This window comes from Nonomuraea sp. NPDC052265 (assembly GCF_044547985.1).
Taxonomy (GTDB): Bacteria; Actinomycetota; Actinomycetes; order Streptosporangiales; family Streptosporangiaceae; genus Nonomuraea.
Genome location: NZ_JBIUBJ010000009.1, coordinates 236,240 through 253,206, shown reverse-complemented (window position 1 = coordinate 253,206; position 16,967 = coordinate 236,240). Strand labels below are relative to the sequence as shown.

Here is a 16,967-nt window from a genome sequence, read left to right as displayed (position 1 = left end):
GGCGCAACCAGGTCGTCGACCTCCCGCCGGCCCTGACGGCGGGACGGCGCGCGCTCACCATCGTGAACGAGTGCGTGTCCGCCTCGGGTTTACCCTGCGCATCGCGGTGGTCTCGCAGCTCGTCCGCTACGGCCTGCTGTTCACCCTCACCCAGCGGATGGTCCGGGTGCGCTGTGGCCGCGATGGCCGTGCTCCTGGCCGTAAGATAGCGAAGTGCTTCACGATGAAGTACGTAAACAAATACGAGGAGCTCCCCCGCATGGCCTCCATCCGGCACGAGATCGTCATCGACGCCTCCCCCGACCACATCTGGGACGTCCTGCGCGACGTCGCAGCCGTGCACGAACGGCTGCTCCCCGGCCGCGTCGAGGACACCCGGATCGAGGGCGACCAGCGGTTCCTGACGTTCCCGGACGGGCACGTGATCCGCGAGCTGATCCTGGCGATCGACGACGACGCCCGCCGCCTGGCCTACGCGGTCGTGGAGGGCGCGCGACCGCCGCTGGAGCACCATCACGCGTCCTTCGAGGTCCGTCCGGAGGGCGAGGAAGCGGGCCGGCTGATCTGGATCACCGACATGCTGCCCCACGCGCGGGCCGCCGAGGTCGGCCTGCGGATGCGGTACGGCGCGTCGGAGATGCGGCAGGCGATCGAGGCCGCGGCCCGCCCCTGACCCGGCACGACGTCTCTGACAACGGTGTCACTGGGATGGCCGGCGCCGGAGGGTTCCCCGTCCCTCCCGCACGACCCGGGAGGCGCACCACGATGGCGGACCGCGACGCCACCCCGCTCGCCACCCCGCTCGACGACCCGCTCGACGACCCGGTAGGCGCGTCACTGCGCGGACGCCACGCGCACCTCGCCCGCCGGCTCGGCGACGCGGCCACGTACCGGCAGGGGGTGGCGACCTTCTCCTCGGTGCCGGACGACCCGGACGGGCGGACGTGGGCCGACCTCGCCCACCTGCTCGGGCCGGGCGAGCTCGCCGACCTGTTCAGCTCCCCGGCGACCCCGCCGCCGGACTGGGAGCCGGTCTTCGCCCTCGACGGCCGCCGGCTGATCTGGCCCGACGGCCGGGCGCCTGCCGAGTCCGGCGAGGTCACCGTGCTCGGGGCGGACAGCGTCCCGGGCATGCTCGACCTCGTCGCCCGGACGCGGCCGGGGCCGTTCTGGCCGCGTACCCGCGAGATGGGCGACTACCTCGGCGTCCTCGACGACGGGAAGCTGGTGGCGATGGCGGGCGAGCGGCTGCGACCGCCGGGCTGGACCGAGATCAGCGCGGTCTGCACCGCGCCCGAGGCGCGCGGCCGCGGCCACGCGGCCCGCCTGGTCGGCGCCCTGGTCTGGCGGATCCTGGCCCGCGGCGACCGTCCCTTCCTGCACGTGGCCGAGTCCAACACCGGCGCGATCGCCCTCTACGAGGGGCTCGGCTTCCGGACCCGCAGGCCCGTGACCTTCCGGGGTTTCCGCACCCCCTGACGGCTCCGGCGGGCGCTCCGGTCCGGCGCGGGAAAAACGCGTTGCCATGGACGCTCGGTGAAACGTATGGTTTTGCGCTCGTGGTCACAGTGGTGGAGCGGGTCCTGCCGGCCCGATTGGGGACAGGGTTCCGATGGTTGCTGGCGTCGAGCTGGCTGACGAATCTCGGTGACGGGATCGCGGCCGCCGCGGGCCCCCTGCTGATCGCGACGCTGACCCGCGATCCGCTGATGATCTCGCTGTCCGCCCTGGTGAGCTGGGCGCCGCCGCTGATGTTCAGCCTGTACGCGGGCGTCCTGTCCGACCGGCACGACCGCCGCAGGATCGTGCTCCTCGCGAACGCGCTACGCGGCGTCGTGCTGGCGGCGCTCGTCGTGCTCATGGCGACCGGCACCGTGACCGTGGTGACGGCGCTGGTGGCGCTCACCCTCCGGTCCATCGCCGAGGTGTTCGCCGACAACGCGACGTCCACGCTGACGCCCATGATGGTCAGCCGGGACGACCTGATCATCGCCAACGCCCGCCTCGGCACCGGATTCATCACGCTCAACCAGCTCGCCGGTCCGCCGGTCGGCGCGGCGCTGTTCGGACTGGGGCTGACCTGGCCGTTCGCGAGCCAGCTGATCCTGGTGCTGGCGGGGATGGTCCTGGTCTCCCGGATCACGCTGCCGCCCCGGGACCGGCCGGCCGGCGCGCCGCGGCCGAACACCCTGCGCGAGCTCGTCGCCGGGTTCAGCTGGACCGTCAGGCATCCGGCGGTCCGCACGCTGGCGCTCACCATCCTGATCTTCAACTTCACCTTCGGCGCGGCCTGGTCGGTCCTCGTCCTCTACACCCAGGAGCAGCTCGGCCTCGGCGCGATGGGGTTCGGGCTGATGACCACCATCGGCGGCATCGGCGGCCTGATCGGCACCGGCCTGTACGGGACCATCACCCGCAAGGTCAGCCTCGGCGCCCTGATGCGGATCGGGCTCATCATCGAGACGTTCACCCACCTGGGCCTGGCGCTGACCCATTCGCCGTGGGTCGCCGGAGCCGTCTTCCTGGTCTTCGGCGCGCACGCCTTCATCTGGGGCACGACCTCGGGCACCGTCCGCCAGCGCGCGGTCCCGCAGGAGTTGCAGGGCCGGGTGGGCAGCGTCAACACCGTCTGCGTCTACGCCGGCCTGGTGGTGGGCTCGGTGATCGGCGGCGTGCTGGCCACCCACTTCGGCGTCGCGGCGCCCTTCTGGTTCGCCTTCGCCGGTTCCGCGGTGTTCGTCGTGCTGCTGTGGCGTCAGCTCATGCTCATCGCCCACGACGACTGACCCGCCCGGCGGCGGGCTCAGAGCACGTCGTGCAGCCGGACGCCGTTGCCGGCCAGTTCCTCGGGAAGGCCGGCCAGGGGCGGTAGCTGGTCGATGTGGTGCACCCCGGCGGGCAGCGCGCCGCCGACGACGGCACGCACGACGTACGCGGCGACCAGGGCGGTGACCCGGCTCTGGGAGTTGCCGGTGAGGGCGAGCGCCGCGTGCCGTTCGCCGTTGACCGCGTCGGCCCGGACGGCGAAGCCGTCACTCCCGATGTGCACCCGGGACAGCGCGGCGGCGACGAGGCGGCGGGCCGCGGGCGACCTGGCGGCGCGGAACACCCCGATCCGCCGCAGCCCGAACAGCAGCCCGGTGGAGAACGCCGAGTCGAAGCACACGCGGGTGACGACCGCCGGCCCGCCCAGCGTCCGGCGCAGGCTGTGCTGGTCGGAAACCTTGGCCATGTGCTCGAAGTCTTGGCCGGTCCAGGACGACTTTCCCTTGCGGAGGAGCCGGACGATCTCGCGGCCGGAGGCGTGCCCGGTCGACTCGCCGCCGTCCGGCTTCTGGCCGACCTCCTTCGACTCCTCGGTCGACAGCCAGCGTTCCAGCTCCTTGGCGGTCATGTTGAGGGCCTCGCCGAACTCGGCCGCCACGTCCCGGTCGCCGCTCACGTCGCGCCCTTGTCCTTGCGCAGGGCCGACGGCTTGTGCACGGCCTTGCGCCCGCTCCTGTCGCTGCGCACGACGTACTGCGGGTCGTCGGGCGAGGCCGCGACGGTGCGGCCCGCCTCCTTCGTCCTCTTGGTGATCTTCTTCTCCACCTTGCCCCGGGCCGTGGACCCGTGGCTCTTCCAGGAGACCTCGTCACCCACGGACGGATCGTCCTCGCGCTTGCCGGTCATAGAACCCGCGCTACCCCGGCCCCCTCCCGCACGCGGCCCAGGAGGCAAACCTTCCTTTACCGTCGGCCCTGCGGTCAGGCGTCGATCGCCTGGTAGAGCGTGGTCCAGAAGTCGTGGACGAGCCGGGCGGAGTCCGGGGTGGACATGCCGACCTGGGTGAGCAGGATCCCGGTGAGCCCGTTCTCGGGGTCGGCGTAGGTCGAGGTGCCGCTGCCGCCGTCCCAGCCGAACTGGCCGACGGGCGCGTAGTCGCCGCGGTAGGTGCGCACCGCCATGCCGAGGCCCCAGCCGCCGTGCTGGCCCTGGCCGAAGGAGACGTGCACGTTGTCGACCGCCATCGCGTGCCGGGCGGCCTGCTGCGCGGGCGTGAGGCGGTTGGTGGTCATCAGCTCGACGGCGGGCCGGGACAGGACGCGTTCGCCGCCGTGCGTGCCGCCGTTCAGCAACATCCGGAAGTAGGCGTGGTAGTCGTCCACCGTCGAGGCCAGCCCGCCGCCGCCCTGGAACGCCGGCGGCTCGCTGTGGCGTCCGCCCCGCGCCTCGTCCCACACGTGGAACTCGCCCGTCGCCGGGTCGGGGGCGTACAGCGGCGGCAGCCGGTCGATCTCGCCGGCGGGCACGTCGAAGCCGGTGTCCCGCATGCCCAGCGGCTCGAAGACGCGCTCACGCAGGAACGTCCCGAACGGCCGGCCCGTCACCCTGGCCACCAGCACGCCGAGCAGGTCGCTGGCGATGTGGTACTGCCAGCGCTCCCCGGGCTGGTGCATCAGCGGCAGCTCGCCCAAGCGGCGCATCCACTCGTCCGGCTCGGGCATCGGCGTCGGCAGGTCGGGCGTGAGGCCCTGCTCGAAGACCGCGTTCATGATCGGGGTGCCCAGCGACGTCATGTCCATGCCGAGCCCGAACGTGGAGGTCAGCACGTCCCGTACGGTGATCGGCCGGCGCGCCGGCACGGTGTCGTCCAGGGGGCCGTCCACGCGACTGAGCACCCGCCGGCCGGCCAGCTCGGGCAGCCACGGCTCGACCAGGTCGTCCAGCCGCAGCCGGCACTCGTCCAGCAGGATCATCGCCGCCGCCATCGTGACCGGCTTGGACGTGGACGCCATCCGGAAGATCGTGTCCCGGCTCATCGGCGCGCCGCCGTCGTGCCGCATCGTCCCGATCGCCTCCACGTGCGTCTCCTCGCCCCGGCCGACCAGGGCGACCAGGCCGGGGATCCGCCCCGAGTCCACATGCCGCGCCAGCACGTCGTGCAGCCTGCCCAGCCCGGCCTTCGAGAAGCCGCCGTCGCCGTTGCCCATCGTCGTTCTCCCTCGTCGCGTGAGCGCCGATCCGCTCATGGGGTAAACCCTCGCCGACCGCGCTGACACCGCGCTGTCGCCGTCCTGACGCCGCCGCTGACACCCGGGAGGCCGGGACGGGCGCGCGGAGGCGGGGCGCCTGCTGCTCACAGGCGGCCGAATCGTAAAGTGAGCACGACTGCACCAGTGATGTAGGGAGTCCTTCTTGCACGAGAAACTGTCGTCGATCTACGACAACGTCCTGCGCCGGAACCCCGGCGAGGTCGAGTTCCACCAGGCGGTGCGCGAGGTGCTCGAAAGCATCGGCCCGGTTCTCGGCAAGCATCCCGAGTACGCCGAATCGAAGATCATCGAGCGGATCTGCGAGCCCGAGCGTCAGATCATCTTCCGGGTGCCGTGGATGGACGACCGTGGCGAGGTGCAGATCAACCGCGGCTTCCGGGTGGAGTTCAACAGCGCGCTCGGGCCGTACAAGGGCGGGCTGCGCTTCCACCCGTCGGTCTACCTGGGCATCGTCAAGTTCCTCGGGTTCGAGCAGATCTTCAAGAACGGCCTGACCGGCCTGCCCATCGGCGGCGGCAAGGGCGGCTCGGACTTCGATCCCAAGGGCCGCTCCGACCGCGAGGTGATGAACTTCTGCCAGAGCTTCATGACCGAGCTCTACCGGCACATCGGCGAGTACACCGACGTGCCGGCCGGTGACATCGGCGTCGGCGGTCGCGAGATCGGCTACCTGTTCGGCCAGTACAAGCGCATCACCAACCGCTACGAATCCGGCGTGATCACCGGCAAGGGCCTGGTGTACGGCGGCGCGCAGGTACGCACCGAGGCCACCGGCTACGGTTGCACGTTCTTCGTGGAGGAGATGCTCAAGGCCCGCGGCACGTCGTTCGACGGCAAGCGGGTCGTCGTGTCGGGCTCCGGCAACGTGGCCGTCTACACGATCGAGAAGGTCGAGCAGCTCGGCGGCGTCGTGGTGGCCTGCTCCGACTCCTCGGGCTACGTCCTCGACGAGAAGGGCATCGACCTCGACCTGCTCAAGCAGGTCAAGCAGGTCGAGCGGGGCCGCCTGGAGGCGTACGCGGAGCGCCGGGGCGAGCACGCCGTCTTCGTCCCGGACCGCAGCGTGTGGGAGGTGCCCTGCGAGGTGGCGATGCCGTCCGCCACGCAGAACGAGATCACCGGCCGGGACGCCGCGTTCCTGGTGGACAACGGCTGCGTCGCGGTCGGCGAGGGCGCCAACATGCCGACCACGCCCGAGGGCATCAAGGTGTTCCTGGAGGCGGGCGTCTCGTTCGGGCCGGGCAAGGCGGCCAACGCGGGCGGGGTGGCGACCAGCGCGCTGGAGATGCAGCAGAACGCCAGCCGCGACTCCTGGACGTTCGAGTTCTCCGAGCACCGCCTCCAGGAGATCATGCAGGACATCCACGGCCGCTGCCTCCAGACCGCCGACGAGTACGGCATGCCGGGCAACTACGTGGCCGGCGCCAACATCGACGGCTTCCGCCGGGTCGCCGACGCCATGCTCGCCCTGGGCCTGATCTGACCCACCCCGGCACCCCCGCCTGCTCCTCCGGACCGGACACCGCCCCCCGGGGCCACCGCCGTGGCGTCCGGCGGCGGTCCTTGGGGCGGCCGGTGGTCGCGGGGCGGCGTGCGGCCCGCCTGGGGAAGGGGTCAGGCCGGGGGCATGAGGTCGGGGGTCATTTGGTGGTCGGCCCAGACGTAGGTCTCGGGGAGCAGATCGGCGATGGCGACCGTCCGGGTGCGGTCGCCGTCGCCCACGATGACCTTGAGGGCCGGGAAGTAGTCCAGCAGGACCTGACGGCAACGGCCGCACGGCGGGACGACGCCGCGGTCGCGGTCCCCCACGGCGACGATCGTGTCCAGCTCGTAGACGCCCTGGGCGGCGGCCGTGCCGATGAGGACCAGCTCGGCGCAGGGGCCTCCGGTGAAGTGGTAGGCGTTCACGGCGGTGATGATCCGGCCGTCCCGGGCACGGGCGGCGGCCGCCATGGTGTGGTTGTCACCCCGGCAGCGGGTACGGGCGACCTCAGCGGCGGCCCGGACGAGTTCGCGGTCGGCGTGACGGTCGGTCTGCGTGGTCATCTTTCCTGGTGTCCCGGTGCGGGTGGGGAGAGCCGGGTTCGCCCGGCTCTCGGTGCGGGGTTCGCCCGGCTCTCGACGACGGCGTCGTGGCCGGTCAGGCTCGGGTCTGGTCGCGCAGGAAGGCGACGATCAGTTCGGTGACCTCGGCCGGCCGTTCTATGCTCGCCAGGTGGGCCGCCCAGGGCAGCTCGACGTTGCGCGCGGCCGGCAGGTCGGCCTCGGTGTGCCGGAAGTCGGCGACGTCGTGCGCGCCCGACACGGCCAGGCACGGCATCGTCACGGCCGCCGGGTCCACCTGGACCTTGACCGGCCCGACGGCCCCCTCCGCGAGCTGGAGCTCGTAGGCGCGCAGCTGCATCTCGTACACGCCCCGCCCGGCCTCCTCGCCCGCGTCGGGGCCCAGCCAGCGGTCGACCATCAGCTGCGAGGCGGCCGCCAGATCGCCCGCCTCGACCAGCGCGTCCTCGCGCTCCCCCACCGCGCGCAGCTCGGCGCTCGGCTCCCGCCAGGGCAGGGCGGCGGAGAGCAGGACCAGCGCCTCCACCCGCTCGGGGCTGCTCGCGGCGACCTCCAGGGCCACCTTCCCGCCGTAGGAGGAGCCGACCAGGGAGAACCGGTCGATGCCCAGGCTGTCGAGAAGGTCGAGCACATCGCCCGAGTTGCTGTACGGCTCGGTGGGCAGCGGGCTCTGCCCGAAGCCGCGCAGGTCGCACCGGACCACCCGGAACCCGGCCGCGATCAGGGCCTCCCACTGGGCGTCCCACATGCGCCGGTCGCACACCCCCGCGTGGAGGAGGAGCAGTGCCGGCCCGTCGCCCTCGACATCATGAGAAATCGTCATCGCGCAGACGTTACCAGTCATGCAATGACCGGTTTGTCCCTCTCGGGACGGCTCCGGGGCCCTGCCCGGCGGCGACCCGGGCCATCCAGGCCGCCACCCCGAGCCACGGGGAGTCCTACGGCAGCGCCACCGCCCGGTCCAGGGCGGGCGGGGTCAGCGGCCCCTGCCGCAGGTAGGCCCGCATGGCCTCGTAGTCGCGGCTGCCGCGTACCGCGTCGGTGTACCCGGCGAAGGCGGTGTAGCCGTCCGCGCCGAGCAGCGTGTACGCCAGCGCCGCGAGCCGGTACGTCCCGCCGGTGTCGAGCGGCTGCCCGTTGATCACCACGTCGGCGGGGTTGATCCGGTCCCCCACGGCCCGGTTCGGGGAGTAGGAGAAGCGCACGTTCCTGGACACGGCCAGCGGGGCGAACTTCACGGTGCCGTCGGCCTGCGTCTGCCACTGCTGCTCCAGGGCCTGCTCAAGCTGCGCGCCGGTGACCGAGACCGTGAGCACCGGGTTGGCGTAGCCCCACGCCGCCCACGACTCGCCCATGAGCACCTGGCCGTCGGCGTCGGCGGGGTTCGTGCCCTTGGCGAACCTCAGGTCGCCGCGCAGCGAGTTCGAGCCCTTGGTCGGCGCCACGGCCACCATGGCCAGGTCGGCCTTGCCGCCCTGGGTCTGCTGGGAGTCGAAGTACTCCACGTCGGCCACGGTGTTGCCGAGCGTGCTCTGCCCGGTCGCGTCGCGGGTCCTGGTGAGGTCGCCGGTGATGGTCCCGTACGGCTTGGCGTAGGTCTCCTTCTGCTTGGCGTTCCAGTGGTCGACCAGCTTGACCATGGCGGGGTCGGGGGTGACGTCGCGGGTCACGGGGTGGTTGACCGCGGTGGTCCCGGGCCTGATGACGTCACGGGTACGACGGTCGAGCTTCAGGTTGATCTCGCTGATGAGGCGGCCGTGGTTGGCGGCCTCGACGACCGGGCGGGGGTTGCCGGCGGGGTCGGGGAGCGAGCAGGTGAAGTACCAGTGCCAGTGGCCCGTGACGATGACGTCGATGTCGGGCGAGGCGTTCTCGGCGAAGTCCCAGATCGGCCCGCTCTTCGGCTCACCGCAGCCGCTGTAGTCCGCACCGGCCTTGCCGCCCTCGTGCACGTTGGCGACGATGGCCTTGACGCCGCGCCGCTTGAGGATGGCGGCGTACTTGTTGGCCGTCTCCACCAGCGGCAGGTTGTCCAGCGACGGCTGGTAGGAGGTGGAGCCGTCCACGGTGGTGGGCGTGGTCAGGTTGATGAACCCGACGGGGATGCCCTGGAAGCGCTTGATCACGTACGGCGGGAGCACCGGCCGGGTGTCGCCCTTCCTGGCGATGTTGGCCGTGGAGATGGCGAAGTCGGCGCCGGGGAACTGCCGCCCGTCGGAGCCGGTGAAGCAGCTGTCGAGCCCGATCTCGCCGAAGCACTCGCCCTTGCCCATGTGGTCGCGCAGGAACTCCAGCGACCGGTCCAGCTCGTGGTTGCCGACCGTGGTGAACTCCACCTTGATCTTGTTCAGGAACTCGATCGTGGGCTCGTCGGCGTGGTAGGACACCTCGGTCGGCCAGCCGCTGAAGTTGTCACCGGTCGAGAACGTGACCGTGTTCTCGTGCCCCTGCCTGAGCCGGTCGAGATGCGTCGCGATGTACGGCGCACCGCCCACCACCAGGGTGTTCCCCTGTGGATCCTTGATCGTGCCGTCGGTGGCGTTGGTCTGCGGGGTGATGTAGCCGTGGAAGTCGGTCAGGGACAGCAGCTGCACGTCCACGGGCTTCGGCTGGGCCTGTGCCGGTGAGGCTGTCGAGGCCAGAGTGACGCCTAAGGCGACAACGATCCACTTACGGAACGAAGGCACGCATACTCCTCAATAGGGGGATACAGCGGGAGGAAAGACTTGCGGATCAGCCCTTCGAGCCGGTGAACGCGATCCCGGCGATCAGCTGCCGCTGCATGACCACGAAAAGAACGATCACCGGCAGCGAGGCCACGACGGACCCGGCGAAGAGGATGGGGTAGTTCGTCAGGTACTGGCCGCGCAACGAGGCCAGCCCGGCGGAGAGCGTCATCATCTCCGGGTCGGTGTTGACCACCAGCGGCCAGAGCAGGCTGCTCCAGGACCACATGACGGTCAGCAGCCCGAGCGCCAGCAGGCCCGGCCGCACCAGCGGCAGCATGATCCACCAGTAGATCTGCAGCGGGTTGGCGCCGTCCAGCCGCGCCGCCTCGTCCAGTTCCTTGGGCAGGGTCTTGAAGAACTGCCGCAGCAGGAACGTGCCGAAGGCCCCGAAGACCCCGGGTGCGATGAGCGCCTGGAGGCTGTTGAGCCACCCGAGCCCCTGCATGATCTCGTACCGCGGGAGCAGGAACAGCTCCCCCGGCACCATCAGCACGGCCAGGAACAGCATGAAGACCGGCCCGCGCCCGGGGAAGTCCAGCCGCGCGAAGGCGAAGGCCGCCAGCGAGCAGAGCAGGAGCTGCCCGGCCGTCACCGCCACCGTCACGATCACCGTGTTGAGGAACTGCCGCCCGAGCGGCACGGTCCGGAACACGTCGGCGAAGTTGTGCCACTGCCAGGAGGGGACCGCCGTGGGCGGCACCCGCATCGACTCGGTGACGGTCTGCAGCGAGACCACGAGCTGCCAGACGAACGGCGTGATCATGATCAACCCGCCGGCGAGCAGGACCGCGTGCACGATCCAGCGCCTACTCATAGTGCACCCACCGCCTCTGCAGCCTGAACTGGACGGCGGTCAGCATGAGGATCAGGGCCAGCAGCACGACCGCGATCGCGGCGGCGTAGCCGCGGCTGTTCTGCACGAAGCCCTGCTCGTAGAAGAGGTAGACGATGGTACGGCTCCCCGCCAGCGCCGGGCTCTTGGCGTCGATCATGAGGTAAACCAGGTCGAACACCTGCAACGCGTTGATCAGCGTGATCACCATGACGAAGAACGTGGTGGGCGTGAGCAGCGGCAGCGTGATGCGGAAGAACTGCCGCAGTCTGCCCGCGCCGTCGATCGAGGCGGCCTCGTAGTAGTGCTTGGGGATGCCCTGCAACCCGGCCAGGAACAGCACCGCGTTGTACCCGAGCGAGGTCCAGATCCCGACCACCGCGACCGCGTAGATCGCGAACTCGGGGTCGGACACCCAGTAGGGCCCGTCGATCCCCACCTGGGCCAGCAGGTAGTTGATCGGCCCGAAGTCGCCGTTGTACAGGTAACGCCAGGTCAGGCCGACGGCCGCGGGCATGGTGACCACCGGCAGGAAGTACAGCGTGCGGTAGAAGCCGAGCCCGCGCAGCCCCGGCACGTTCAGCAGCGCCGCGATCACGATCGACAGCGGCACCCCGATCAGCACGAGCACGGAGTAGAGCAGCGTGTTGCGCAGCGCGCCGACCATCTCCTCGTCGCCGAAGAGGGCGGCGAAGTTGTCCAGGCCCACCCACGTCTGCCCGCCGAACACGCCGGACTCGGTGAAGCTGAGATAGAGCGTCTGGACGATCGGCCACAGGTAGAACACGGCCAGCCCGAGGGCCATGGGCGCGATCAGTCCGTAACCCCAGAGCCAGTCGCGCCGCGACCGCCGCCCCGGCGGGGCCGGCGCCTTGACGGCGGCGGCCCGTTCCTCGGTCAGCACCATCGGCTACTCCTTGGCCAGGATCTCGTTCATCTGCGTGGCGATCTCCTTGGCCGCCTCCGCGGTCGGTCGCTTGCCCGCCCACGCCTCGGCCAGGAGTTTGTTCTGCACGTCCTGCCACTTGGCGGTGTTGAGGGAGACGGGGTACGGCACGCCGTCCGGGATCGAGGCGTCGAACGTCTCCTTCAGGTGGTAGCCCGGGAAGGCGTTGAACCAGCCGTCCTGGGTGCCCGCCCGCGAGGAGACCGAGGCGCCGCCGGAGTCGCTGAGGATCTTCTCGGCCTCGTCGGAGGAGAGGAACTGCGCGAACTGCGCGCTCTCGGCCGGGTGCTCGCTCTTGGCCGAGACGGAGTTGGCCAGGCCGAGCAGGATGGCTGCCTCCTGCACCGGCCCCTTGGGCAGGGGTGCCACGTCGACCTTGCCGCCGCGCTCGGTGTTGGCCTTGAACGTGGTGGCCAGCCAGGAGCCGCCGTAGTACATGGCGTACTTGCCGGTCATGAACAGTTGCACCGGGTTGGTGTCGGTGGTCGCCTGGGCGGGCGGGGCGACCTTGTCCTTGTTGATCATGTCGGTCCAGAACTCCAGGCCCTGGATGGAGCCCGGCTCGTCGAAGCCCGACTTCTTGCCGTCGGCGGAGATGACGTGGCCGCCGGCCTGGACCATCGTGGGGTAGAAGCCGCCCTGGTCCCACAGGGGGGCCAGCAGGCCGTACTGCTTCTTGGCCGGGTCGGTCAGCTTCTTGGCGGCGGCCCGCAGGTCGTCCCAGGTCCAGTCGGCGGTCGGGTACGCGACGCCGCCCTTGTCGAAGAGCTCCTTGTCGTACCAGAGCACGGGGAGGCCGACGTCGCGCGGCATGCCGTACAGCTTGCCGTCGTAGCGGTAGCCGTCCACGATGGCCTGCGGGAAGGCGCTGACGTCGGCGTTCTCGAAGGGGGCGATCACGCCGCCCTTGGCGTACATCCGGACGTTGAGGCTGTTCATCCAGAAGACGTCGGGGGCCGCGCCGCCGGTGGCCGCGGTCTGGAGCTTGGTCCAGTACTGGTCCCACGGGGTGATCTCAAGCTTGACCGTGACGCCGGGGTGCTTCTTCTGGAAGGCTTCGATGATCTTCTGGGTGCTGGGCTGGTCGTTCTTCTCCCAGATCGCATAGCTGATCGTGATTTTTCCGGACTTGGTGGCGGTGGTGTCGGTGCCGGAGCCACAACCGGCCAAGGTCATCGCCAGGGCGGCGGCCAATGCCATACGCAGGCGCACGGGGAGTTCCTTTTCTCTGGAAGCCGTCGGCGGGCGAGCCGGAGGACGGCGTCGGGGGGTGATGATCAGGTCTCGATCTCGGCTCAGAATCCGGTGTTGGTGAAGCCCGTCCTGGCCACGACGTCGCCGTATCCGTTGACGTCGAAGTCCTCGACGTAGAAGAGGTGGAACCCGCGGCCGTCGGCGGCGACGGCGGTGGCCGACTGGTCGCCGGTCGTGTTCGGGTTCATGCGTTCGCAGGGGAACCGGCCGGTCGTCGTCCCGTCGGCGTTGAAGCCGCGGGCGTACACCTCGTGGGAGCGGCCGGCGTTCCACACGTCGGACTCGGTCCAGCCCACCACGAACCGCCCGGTGTCGTCCACGGCGACGGACGGCGTCCCCTGGACGGCGCACCTGTCCACCGAGGAGACCTTCCCGCAGAGCGGCGGGTACTCCTTGCCTCCGTCGGAGACCGTGTTCGGCGCGTACTTCCCGAACGCGACGGGCGTCTCCGCGAACCTCTGCGCCAGGGAGGGCGTCAGGCCTCGCGTCCGTACCCGCCAGACGGTCGTCACGTCGCCGCCGGTGACCGCCACGTTGTCGCTCCATGCCACGACGCTGTCGCCGACCGGGGTCGTCGCCACGGCCGGGGCCAGGTGCTGGGTGGCCGCGTTGGTGTTGATCCTGGTGGCGGGCGCGACGGTCGCGCCGGTCGCCGAGATCCGCCTGCCGTACACGTCGGGCGCCTGCTGCCAGACCACGGTGACGGTGCCCGCGCCGTCCACGGCCACGTCCGGCCGATTGCCCGGGCCCACCTGGAGCGGGGCGAAGGCACGAGCGGTCGGCGACGTGTAACCGGCCGCGCGGACGGTTCCGCTCGGCGCGTCCTCCCACACCACCGTGAACCCGCCGTCACCGCGGACCGCGATCCTCGGCCGGGTCTGGTCGCCGCTCCACTGCGGGTCGTTGGCCCAGATCGCCGGGCTCAGCGTGCCCGCGGGCGAGAGCCTGCGCACCGCGATGTTGTGCTCGCCCCGGCAGTCGCCGTCCTCGGCCCAGGCGACGTACGCGTTGCCCGCGTCGTCCACGCCGGCCGACGGCTGGACGTGGTTCCAGCCGGTGGCGCAGCCGACCCCGCCCATCGAGACCTTCACGGGGCCGGTCACCGGCTGCCCGTCGTGGTAGATGCGCGCGTAGACCTCGGTGCCGTCCACGGAGGCGCGATCGCGATCGTCCTCCCAGGTCAGCGCCGTGTAGCCGGATCGCATGGCGGCCGCCCTGGGGGCGCGCTGGTCGTCGGGGCCGTTGGCGGTCATCTGGAGCCCGGCCCCCGGGTAGGCCCTCGGGACGATCTTGACGACCTCGTCCAGCATGGAGGCGAAGTCCGCGTCGTAGAGCGCGTAGGTCGTCGCGTCGTCGATGCGGACGAAGGAGTCGTCCGAGGCGGTCAGGGAGCCGTTGTTGAGGTTGTGGGAGCCGGTGTAGACGTAGCTCCGCCGCGCGCCGCCCGCCGCCGCCGACGGCCCGTCCACCAGGATGATCTTCGAGTGGACGCCGTCGGGCGCGCAGGTGCCGCCCGCCGGGTAGTGGCAGCCGCCGGGCCGGAAGGTGTGCACCACGATCCCGCCCTTGGCGAGTTCCTGGGCGGTCGCGACCGTCTGGTTGCCCTCGGCCACGAGTACCTGGACGTCGCAGCCCTGCTGCTTCTTCGCCTTGAGCTCGGCGATCACCAGCGGCCGGTCCGTGGCGAACTGCGACTGCACCACGCGGATCGTGCCCGGGCAGCCCACGTCGCGGATCATGGCCGCGACCAGGTCGGTGCTGCCATAGGCGTTCTGGTCGTAGGCGGTGTCGCGGGGCTCCATCCAGACCGTGACCTTGCCGCTGGTGGAGGTGAACGGCGCCCGCCACGACGTCCGCACCTGGGAGGCCAGCGTGTCGAACGCCTGCCGGTAGCCCTCGGCCAGCCCGGCGTCGCCCGAGCTGATCAGCATGTTCTGGTGCAGACCGTTCTCGGGGCTGAGGTTCTGCGAGCTCTGCGCGACCACGTCGGTCCTGCCGTCCGTGAGCCGGCTGAACACGAAGAACTTGTGGTGGCTGATGTCGGTGTCCGGCCCGTTGCAGCCCTTGTCGCAGAGCGTGACGGGCACGCCGGCGGCGGCCAGCTCGTCGAGCAGCGGGTGGTGACCGGACCCCTCCGACACCACCCGCACGTCGACACGCCGGCCGCGCGCCGCCACCAGCGCGTCCTTGACGGCCTCGATCTCCAGCACGAAGGTCGCCACGCGCAGCGTGGAGTCGGGGGCGGCCAGCTCGATCAGGTCGAGCAACCTGGTCAGCAGGGAGTCGTCGAGCGTGCCGTCGACGCCCGGCCTGCTGAAGTACGCCGACAACTGGGGAGCCGCCGCCTGGGCCGGGGTGACCAGGCCGAGCAGGCAGGACAGGCCCACCAGGAGGACGGACAGGCGTTTGATCATGCCCGCTTCCCTTCGCTGAGGTTCCGCCGCAGGTCGCGGGTCCAGGCAGCCACCTCGGCCTCGGTCTCCGCCCGCTCCCGAGGCCGGCCGCGGACGTCCGGCCGGGTCTGCCACGGCTCGGGGCCGGTCTCCTTGCGGTACTCCACGCCCAGCGCGGCGAGCCGGCGCTCGTGGTGGTGCAGCCGCGCCCGGAAGTCGTCGAAGTCGCCTCCCCCGGGGCTCCACACGACCTCGGCGAAGGCCGAGAGCCGGGGGAAGGCCATGTAGTCGAGCGCACGGGGCGAGTCGATGTGCTCGGTCCAGAGGTTGGCCTGCGCGCCGAGGACGCGGCCGGCCTCGGCCTCCGCCAGCTCCGCCGGCACCGGTTCGTAGGCGTAGACGTCGCGCAGCGAGATCACGTTGCCGATCGGGACCGGCTCGTCGGGCCGGTCCGACTGCCGGAAGTCGAGGTAGAGCTCGGTGAAGGGGCAGGTGACCACGTCGTGCCCGGCCCTCGCCGCCACGACCGCGCCGTACGTCCCGCGCCAGGACGCCACCGTCGCCCCCGGCGGCAGGCCGCCCTCGATGATCTCGTCCCAGCCCAGCAGGCGCCGGCCGCGTGCCGCCAGGTGGTCGGAGAACCGGTGGATGAACCAGCTCTGCAACTCCTCCTCGTCGCGCAGGCCGAGCTCGCGGATGCGCCGCTGGGCCGACGGGCTCTGCCGCCACTGCTCCTTGGGGCACTCGTCGCCGCCGACGCAGACGTACTCGCCGGGGAAGATCTCCATGACCTGGTCGAGCACGTCCCGGTAGAAGGCGAGCGTGGCGTCCTCGACGTTGAGCACGTTGGGCGAGACGCCCCACTGCGTGGCGACCTCCAGCCGTTCGTCGAGGTTGCCCAGCTCCGGGTAGGCCGCGATGGCCGCCTGCGAGTGCCCGGGCAGCTCGATCTCCGGCACCACGGTGACGAACCGGTCGGCCGCGTACGAGACGATCTCGCGCAGGTCCTCCTGCGTGTAGAAACCACCGTGCGGGCGGCCGTCGAACACGCCGTGCCCGCGGGAGCCGAGCGGGCTCTCCCTGCGCCACGCGCCGACCTCGGTGAGCTTCGGATATCCCTTCACCTCCACCCGCCAGCCCTGGTCGTCGGTGAGGTGCAGGTGCAGCACGTTGAGCTTGTGAGCGGCCAGCAGGTCGATGTACCGCAGCAGGTCGGGCTTGGGCAGGAAGTGCCTGGCCACGTCGATCAGGCAGCCCCGCCACCGGAAGCGCGGCCGGTCGGCGACGGTGACCGGGGCCACCAGCCAGTCCCGCTCGCCGACCGCGGCGCTGCGGAAGGCCGCGGGCGGAAGGAGCTGGCGCAGGGTCTGCGCGCCGTAGAACGCCCCGGCCGCGTCACCGGCCTCGATGCGCACCCCGTCCGGGCGTACGGTCAGGTGGTACGCCTCCGGGCCGAGCCCGGCGGTCAGGGTGAACTCGATCGCCCCCGGCCCCGGCGCTCCGGGGGGCAGCGGCAGGCCGGTCACCGGGAACAGCGCGGCACGCAGCCAGCCCTCCACCCGCGAGAGCCCGGGCGGCGAGGCGATCACTGTGGTCGTGGTGAGGGCGAAGGGTTTTCCGCCGTCTCGGGTCAGACGGACGGGTCGTGGCAGCAGCAAGACAGGTCCCTGAGGGGGGTCGGGGGCGGGGATCGGCGGTCAGTGACAGGGTGGG

General features: G+C 71.1%; 15 protein-coding genes. 4 read left to right on the top strand and 11 right to left on the bottom strand.

Features of this window, described 5'->3' with window-relative positions; genetic code table 11:
• Positions 1 to 70 precede the first annotated feature (70 nt).
• The 3 genes from ACIHAD_RS26710 (at position 71) to ACIHAD_RS26700 (ending at position 2,786) form a co-directional block, all read left to right on the top strand.
• Positions 71 to 673, top strand: coding sequence for an SRPBCC family protein (locus tag ACIHAD_RS26710; protein WP_397357367.1), 603 nt, complete (start codon positions 71 to 73; stop codon positions 671 to 673).
• 92 nt (positions 674 to 765) lie between these two features.
• Positions 766 to 1,479, top strand: coding sequence for a GNAT family N-acetyltransferase (locus tag ACIHAD_RS26705; protein ID WP_397357366.1), 714 nt, complete (start codon positions 766 to 768; stop codon positions 1,477 to 1,479).
• Between the two features lie 80 nt (positions 1,480 to 1,559).
• On the top strand, positions 1,560 to 2,786 hold the full coding sequence (locus ACIHAD_RS26700) for an MFS transporter (protein WP_397357365.1): 1,227 nt from the start codon (positions 1,560 to 1,562) through the stop codon (positions 2,784 to 2,786).
• 17 nt (positions 2,787 to 2,803) lie between these two features.
• Here ACIHAD_RS26700 and ACIHAD_RS26695 read toward each other — a convergent pair whose 3' ends face one another.
• The 3 genes from ACIHAD_RS26695 to ACIHAD_RS26685 form a co-directional block, all read right to left on the bottom strand.
• The gene (locus ACIHAD_RS26695; protein WP_397357364.1) at positions 2,804 to 3,442 is read right to left on the bottom strand and encodes a DUF3140 domain-containing protein; all 639 of its coding nucleotides are present in this window, start codon (positions 3,440 to 3,442) and stop codon (positions 2,804 to 2,806) included.
• Positions 3,439 to 3,672 carry a DUF2945 domain-containing protein gene (locus tag ACIHAD_RS26690; protein ID WP_397357363.1) on the bottom strand — a complete coding sequence of 78 codons (234 nt, stop codon included), beginning with the start codon at positions 3,670 to 3,672 and terminating at the stop codon, positions 3,439 to 3,441. The genes ACIHAD_RS26695 and ACIHAD_RS26690 overlap by 4 nt, the downstream gene beginning before the upstream one ends.
• Positions 3,673 to 3,746: 74 nt before the next feature.
• On the bottom strand, positions 3,747 to 4,973 hold the full coding sequence (locus tag ACIHAD_RS26685; RefSeq protein WP_397357362.1) for a serine hydrolase domain-containing protein: 1,227 nt from the start codon (positions 4,971 to 4,973) through the stop codon (positions 3,747 to 3,749).
• Positions 4,974 to 5,178: 205 nt separating this feature from the next.
• Between ACIHAD_RS26685 and gdhA the strand changes: the two genes are divergently transcribed.
• The gene (gene gdhA / locus ACIHAD_RS26680; RefSeq protein ID WP_397357361.1) at positions 5,179 to 6,519 is read left to right on the top strand and encodes an NADP-specific glutamate dehydrogenase; all 1,341 of its coding nucleotides are present in this window, start codon (positions 5,179 to 5,181) and stop codon (positions 6,517 to 6,519) included.
• A 131-nt stretch (positions 6,520 to 6,650) separates the two neighbouring features.
• On the opposite strand, the gene ACIHAD_RS26675 is transcribed toward gdhA, so the two are convergent.
• The 8 genes from ACIHAD_RS26675 to ACIHAD_RS26640 all read right to left on the bottom strand — a co-directional run bounded on the left by ACIHAD_RS26675 (position 6,651) and on the right by ACIHAD_RS26640 (position 16,912).
• Positions 6,651 to 7,082, bottom strand: coding sequence for a hypothetical protein (locus ACIHAD_RS26675; protein ID WP_397357360.1), 432 nt, complete (start codon positions 7,080 to 7,082; stop codon positions 6,651 to 6,653).
• Positions 7,083 to 7,176: 94 nt separating this feature from the next.
• Positions 7,177 to 7,923 (bottom strand): alpha/beta fold hydrolase, encoded by a 747-nt coding sequence (locus ACIHAD_RS26670; protein WP_397357359.1) that lies wholly within the window; start codon positions 7,921 to 7,923, stop codon positions 7,177 to 7,179.
• 115 nt (positions 7,924 to 8,038) lie between these two features.
• The gene (locus tag ACIHAD_RS26665; RefSeq protein WP_397357358.1) at positions 8,039 to 9,700 is read right to left on the bottom strand and encodes a bifunctional metallophosphatase/5'-nucleotidase; all 1,662 of its coding nucleotides are present in this window, start codon (positions 9,698 to 9,700) and stop codon (positions 8,039 to 8,041) included.
• Between the two features lie 133 nt (positions 9,701 to 9,833).
• The gene (locus ACIHAD_RS26660) at positions 9,834 to 10,643 is read right to left on the bottom strand and encodes a carbohydrate ABC transporter permease (protein WP_397357357.1); all 810 of its coding nucleotides are present in this window, start codon (positions 10,641 to 10,643) and stop codon (positions 9,834 to 9,836) included.
• Positions 10,636 to 11,568, bottom strand: a complete 933-nt coding sequence (locus tag ACIHAD_RS26655) for a carbohydrate ABC transporter permease (protein ID WP_397357356.1) — start codon at positions 11,566 to 11,568, stop codon at positions 10,636 to 10,638. Before ACIHAD_RS26655 ends, ACIHAD_RS26660 begins: the two co-directional genes overlap by 8 nt.
• Positions 11,569 to 11,571: 3 nt before the next feature.
• Complete coding sequence (locus ACIHAD_RS26650) at positions 11,572 to 12,819, bottom strand: ABC transporter substrate-binding protein (RefSeq protein ID WP_397357355.1); 1,248 nt, start codon at positions 12,817 to 12,819, stop codon at positions 11,572 to 11,574.
• A gap of 83 nt (positions 12,820 to 12,902) precedes the next feature.
• Positions 12,903 to 15,275, bottom strand: a complete 2,373-nt coding sequence (locus tag ACIHAD_RS26645; protein ID WP_397357354.1) for a phosphatidylserine/phosphatidylglycerophosphate/cardiolipin synthase family protein — start codon at positions 15,273 to 15,275, stop codon at positions 12,903 to 12,905.
• Positions 15,272 to 16,912 (bottom strand): beta-N-acetylhexosaminidase, encoded by a 1,641-nt coding sequence (locus tag ACIHAD_RS26640; RefSeq protein WP_397357353.1) that lies wholly within the window; start codon positions 16,910 to 16,912, stop codon positions 15,272 to 15,274. The genes ACIHAD_RS26645 and ACIHAD_RS26640 overlap by 4 nt, the downstream gene beginning before the upstream one ends.
• Between the last annotated feature and the right edge of the window lie 55 nt (positions 16,913 to 16,967).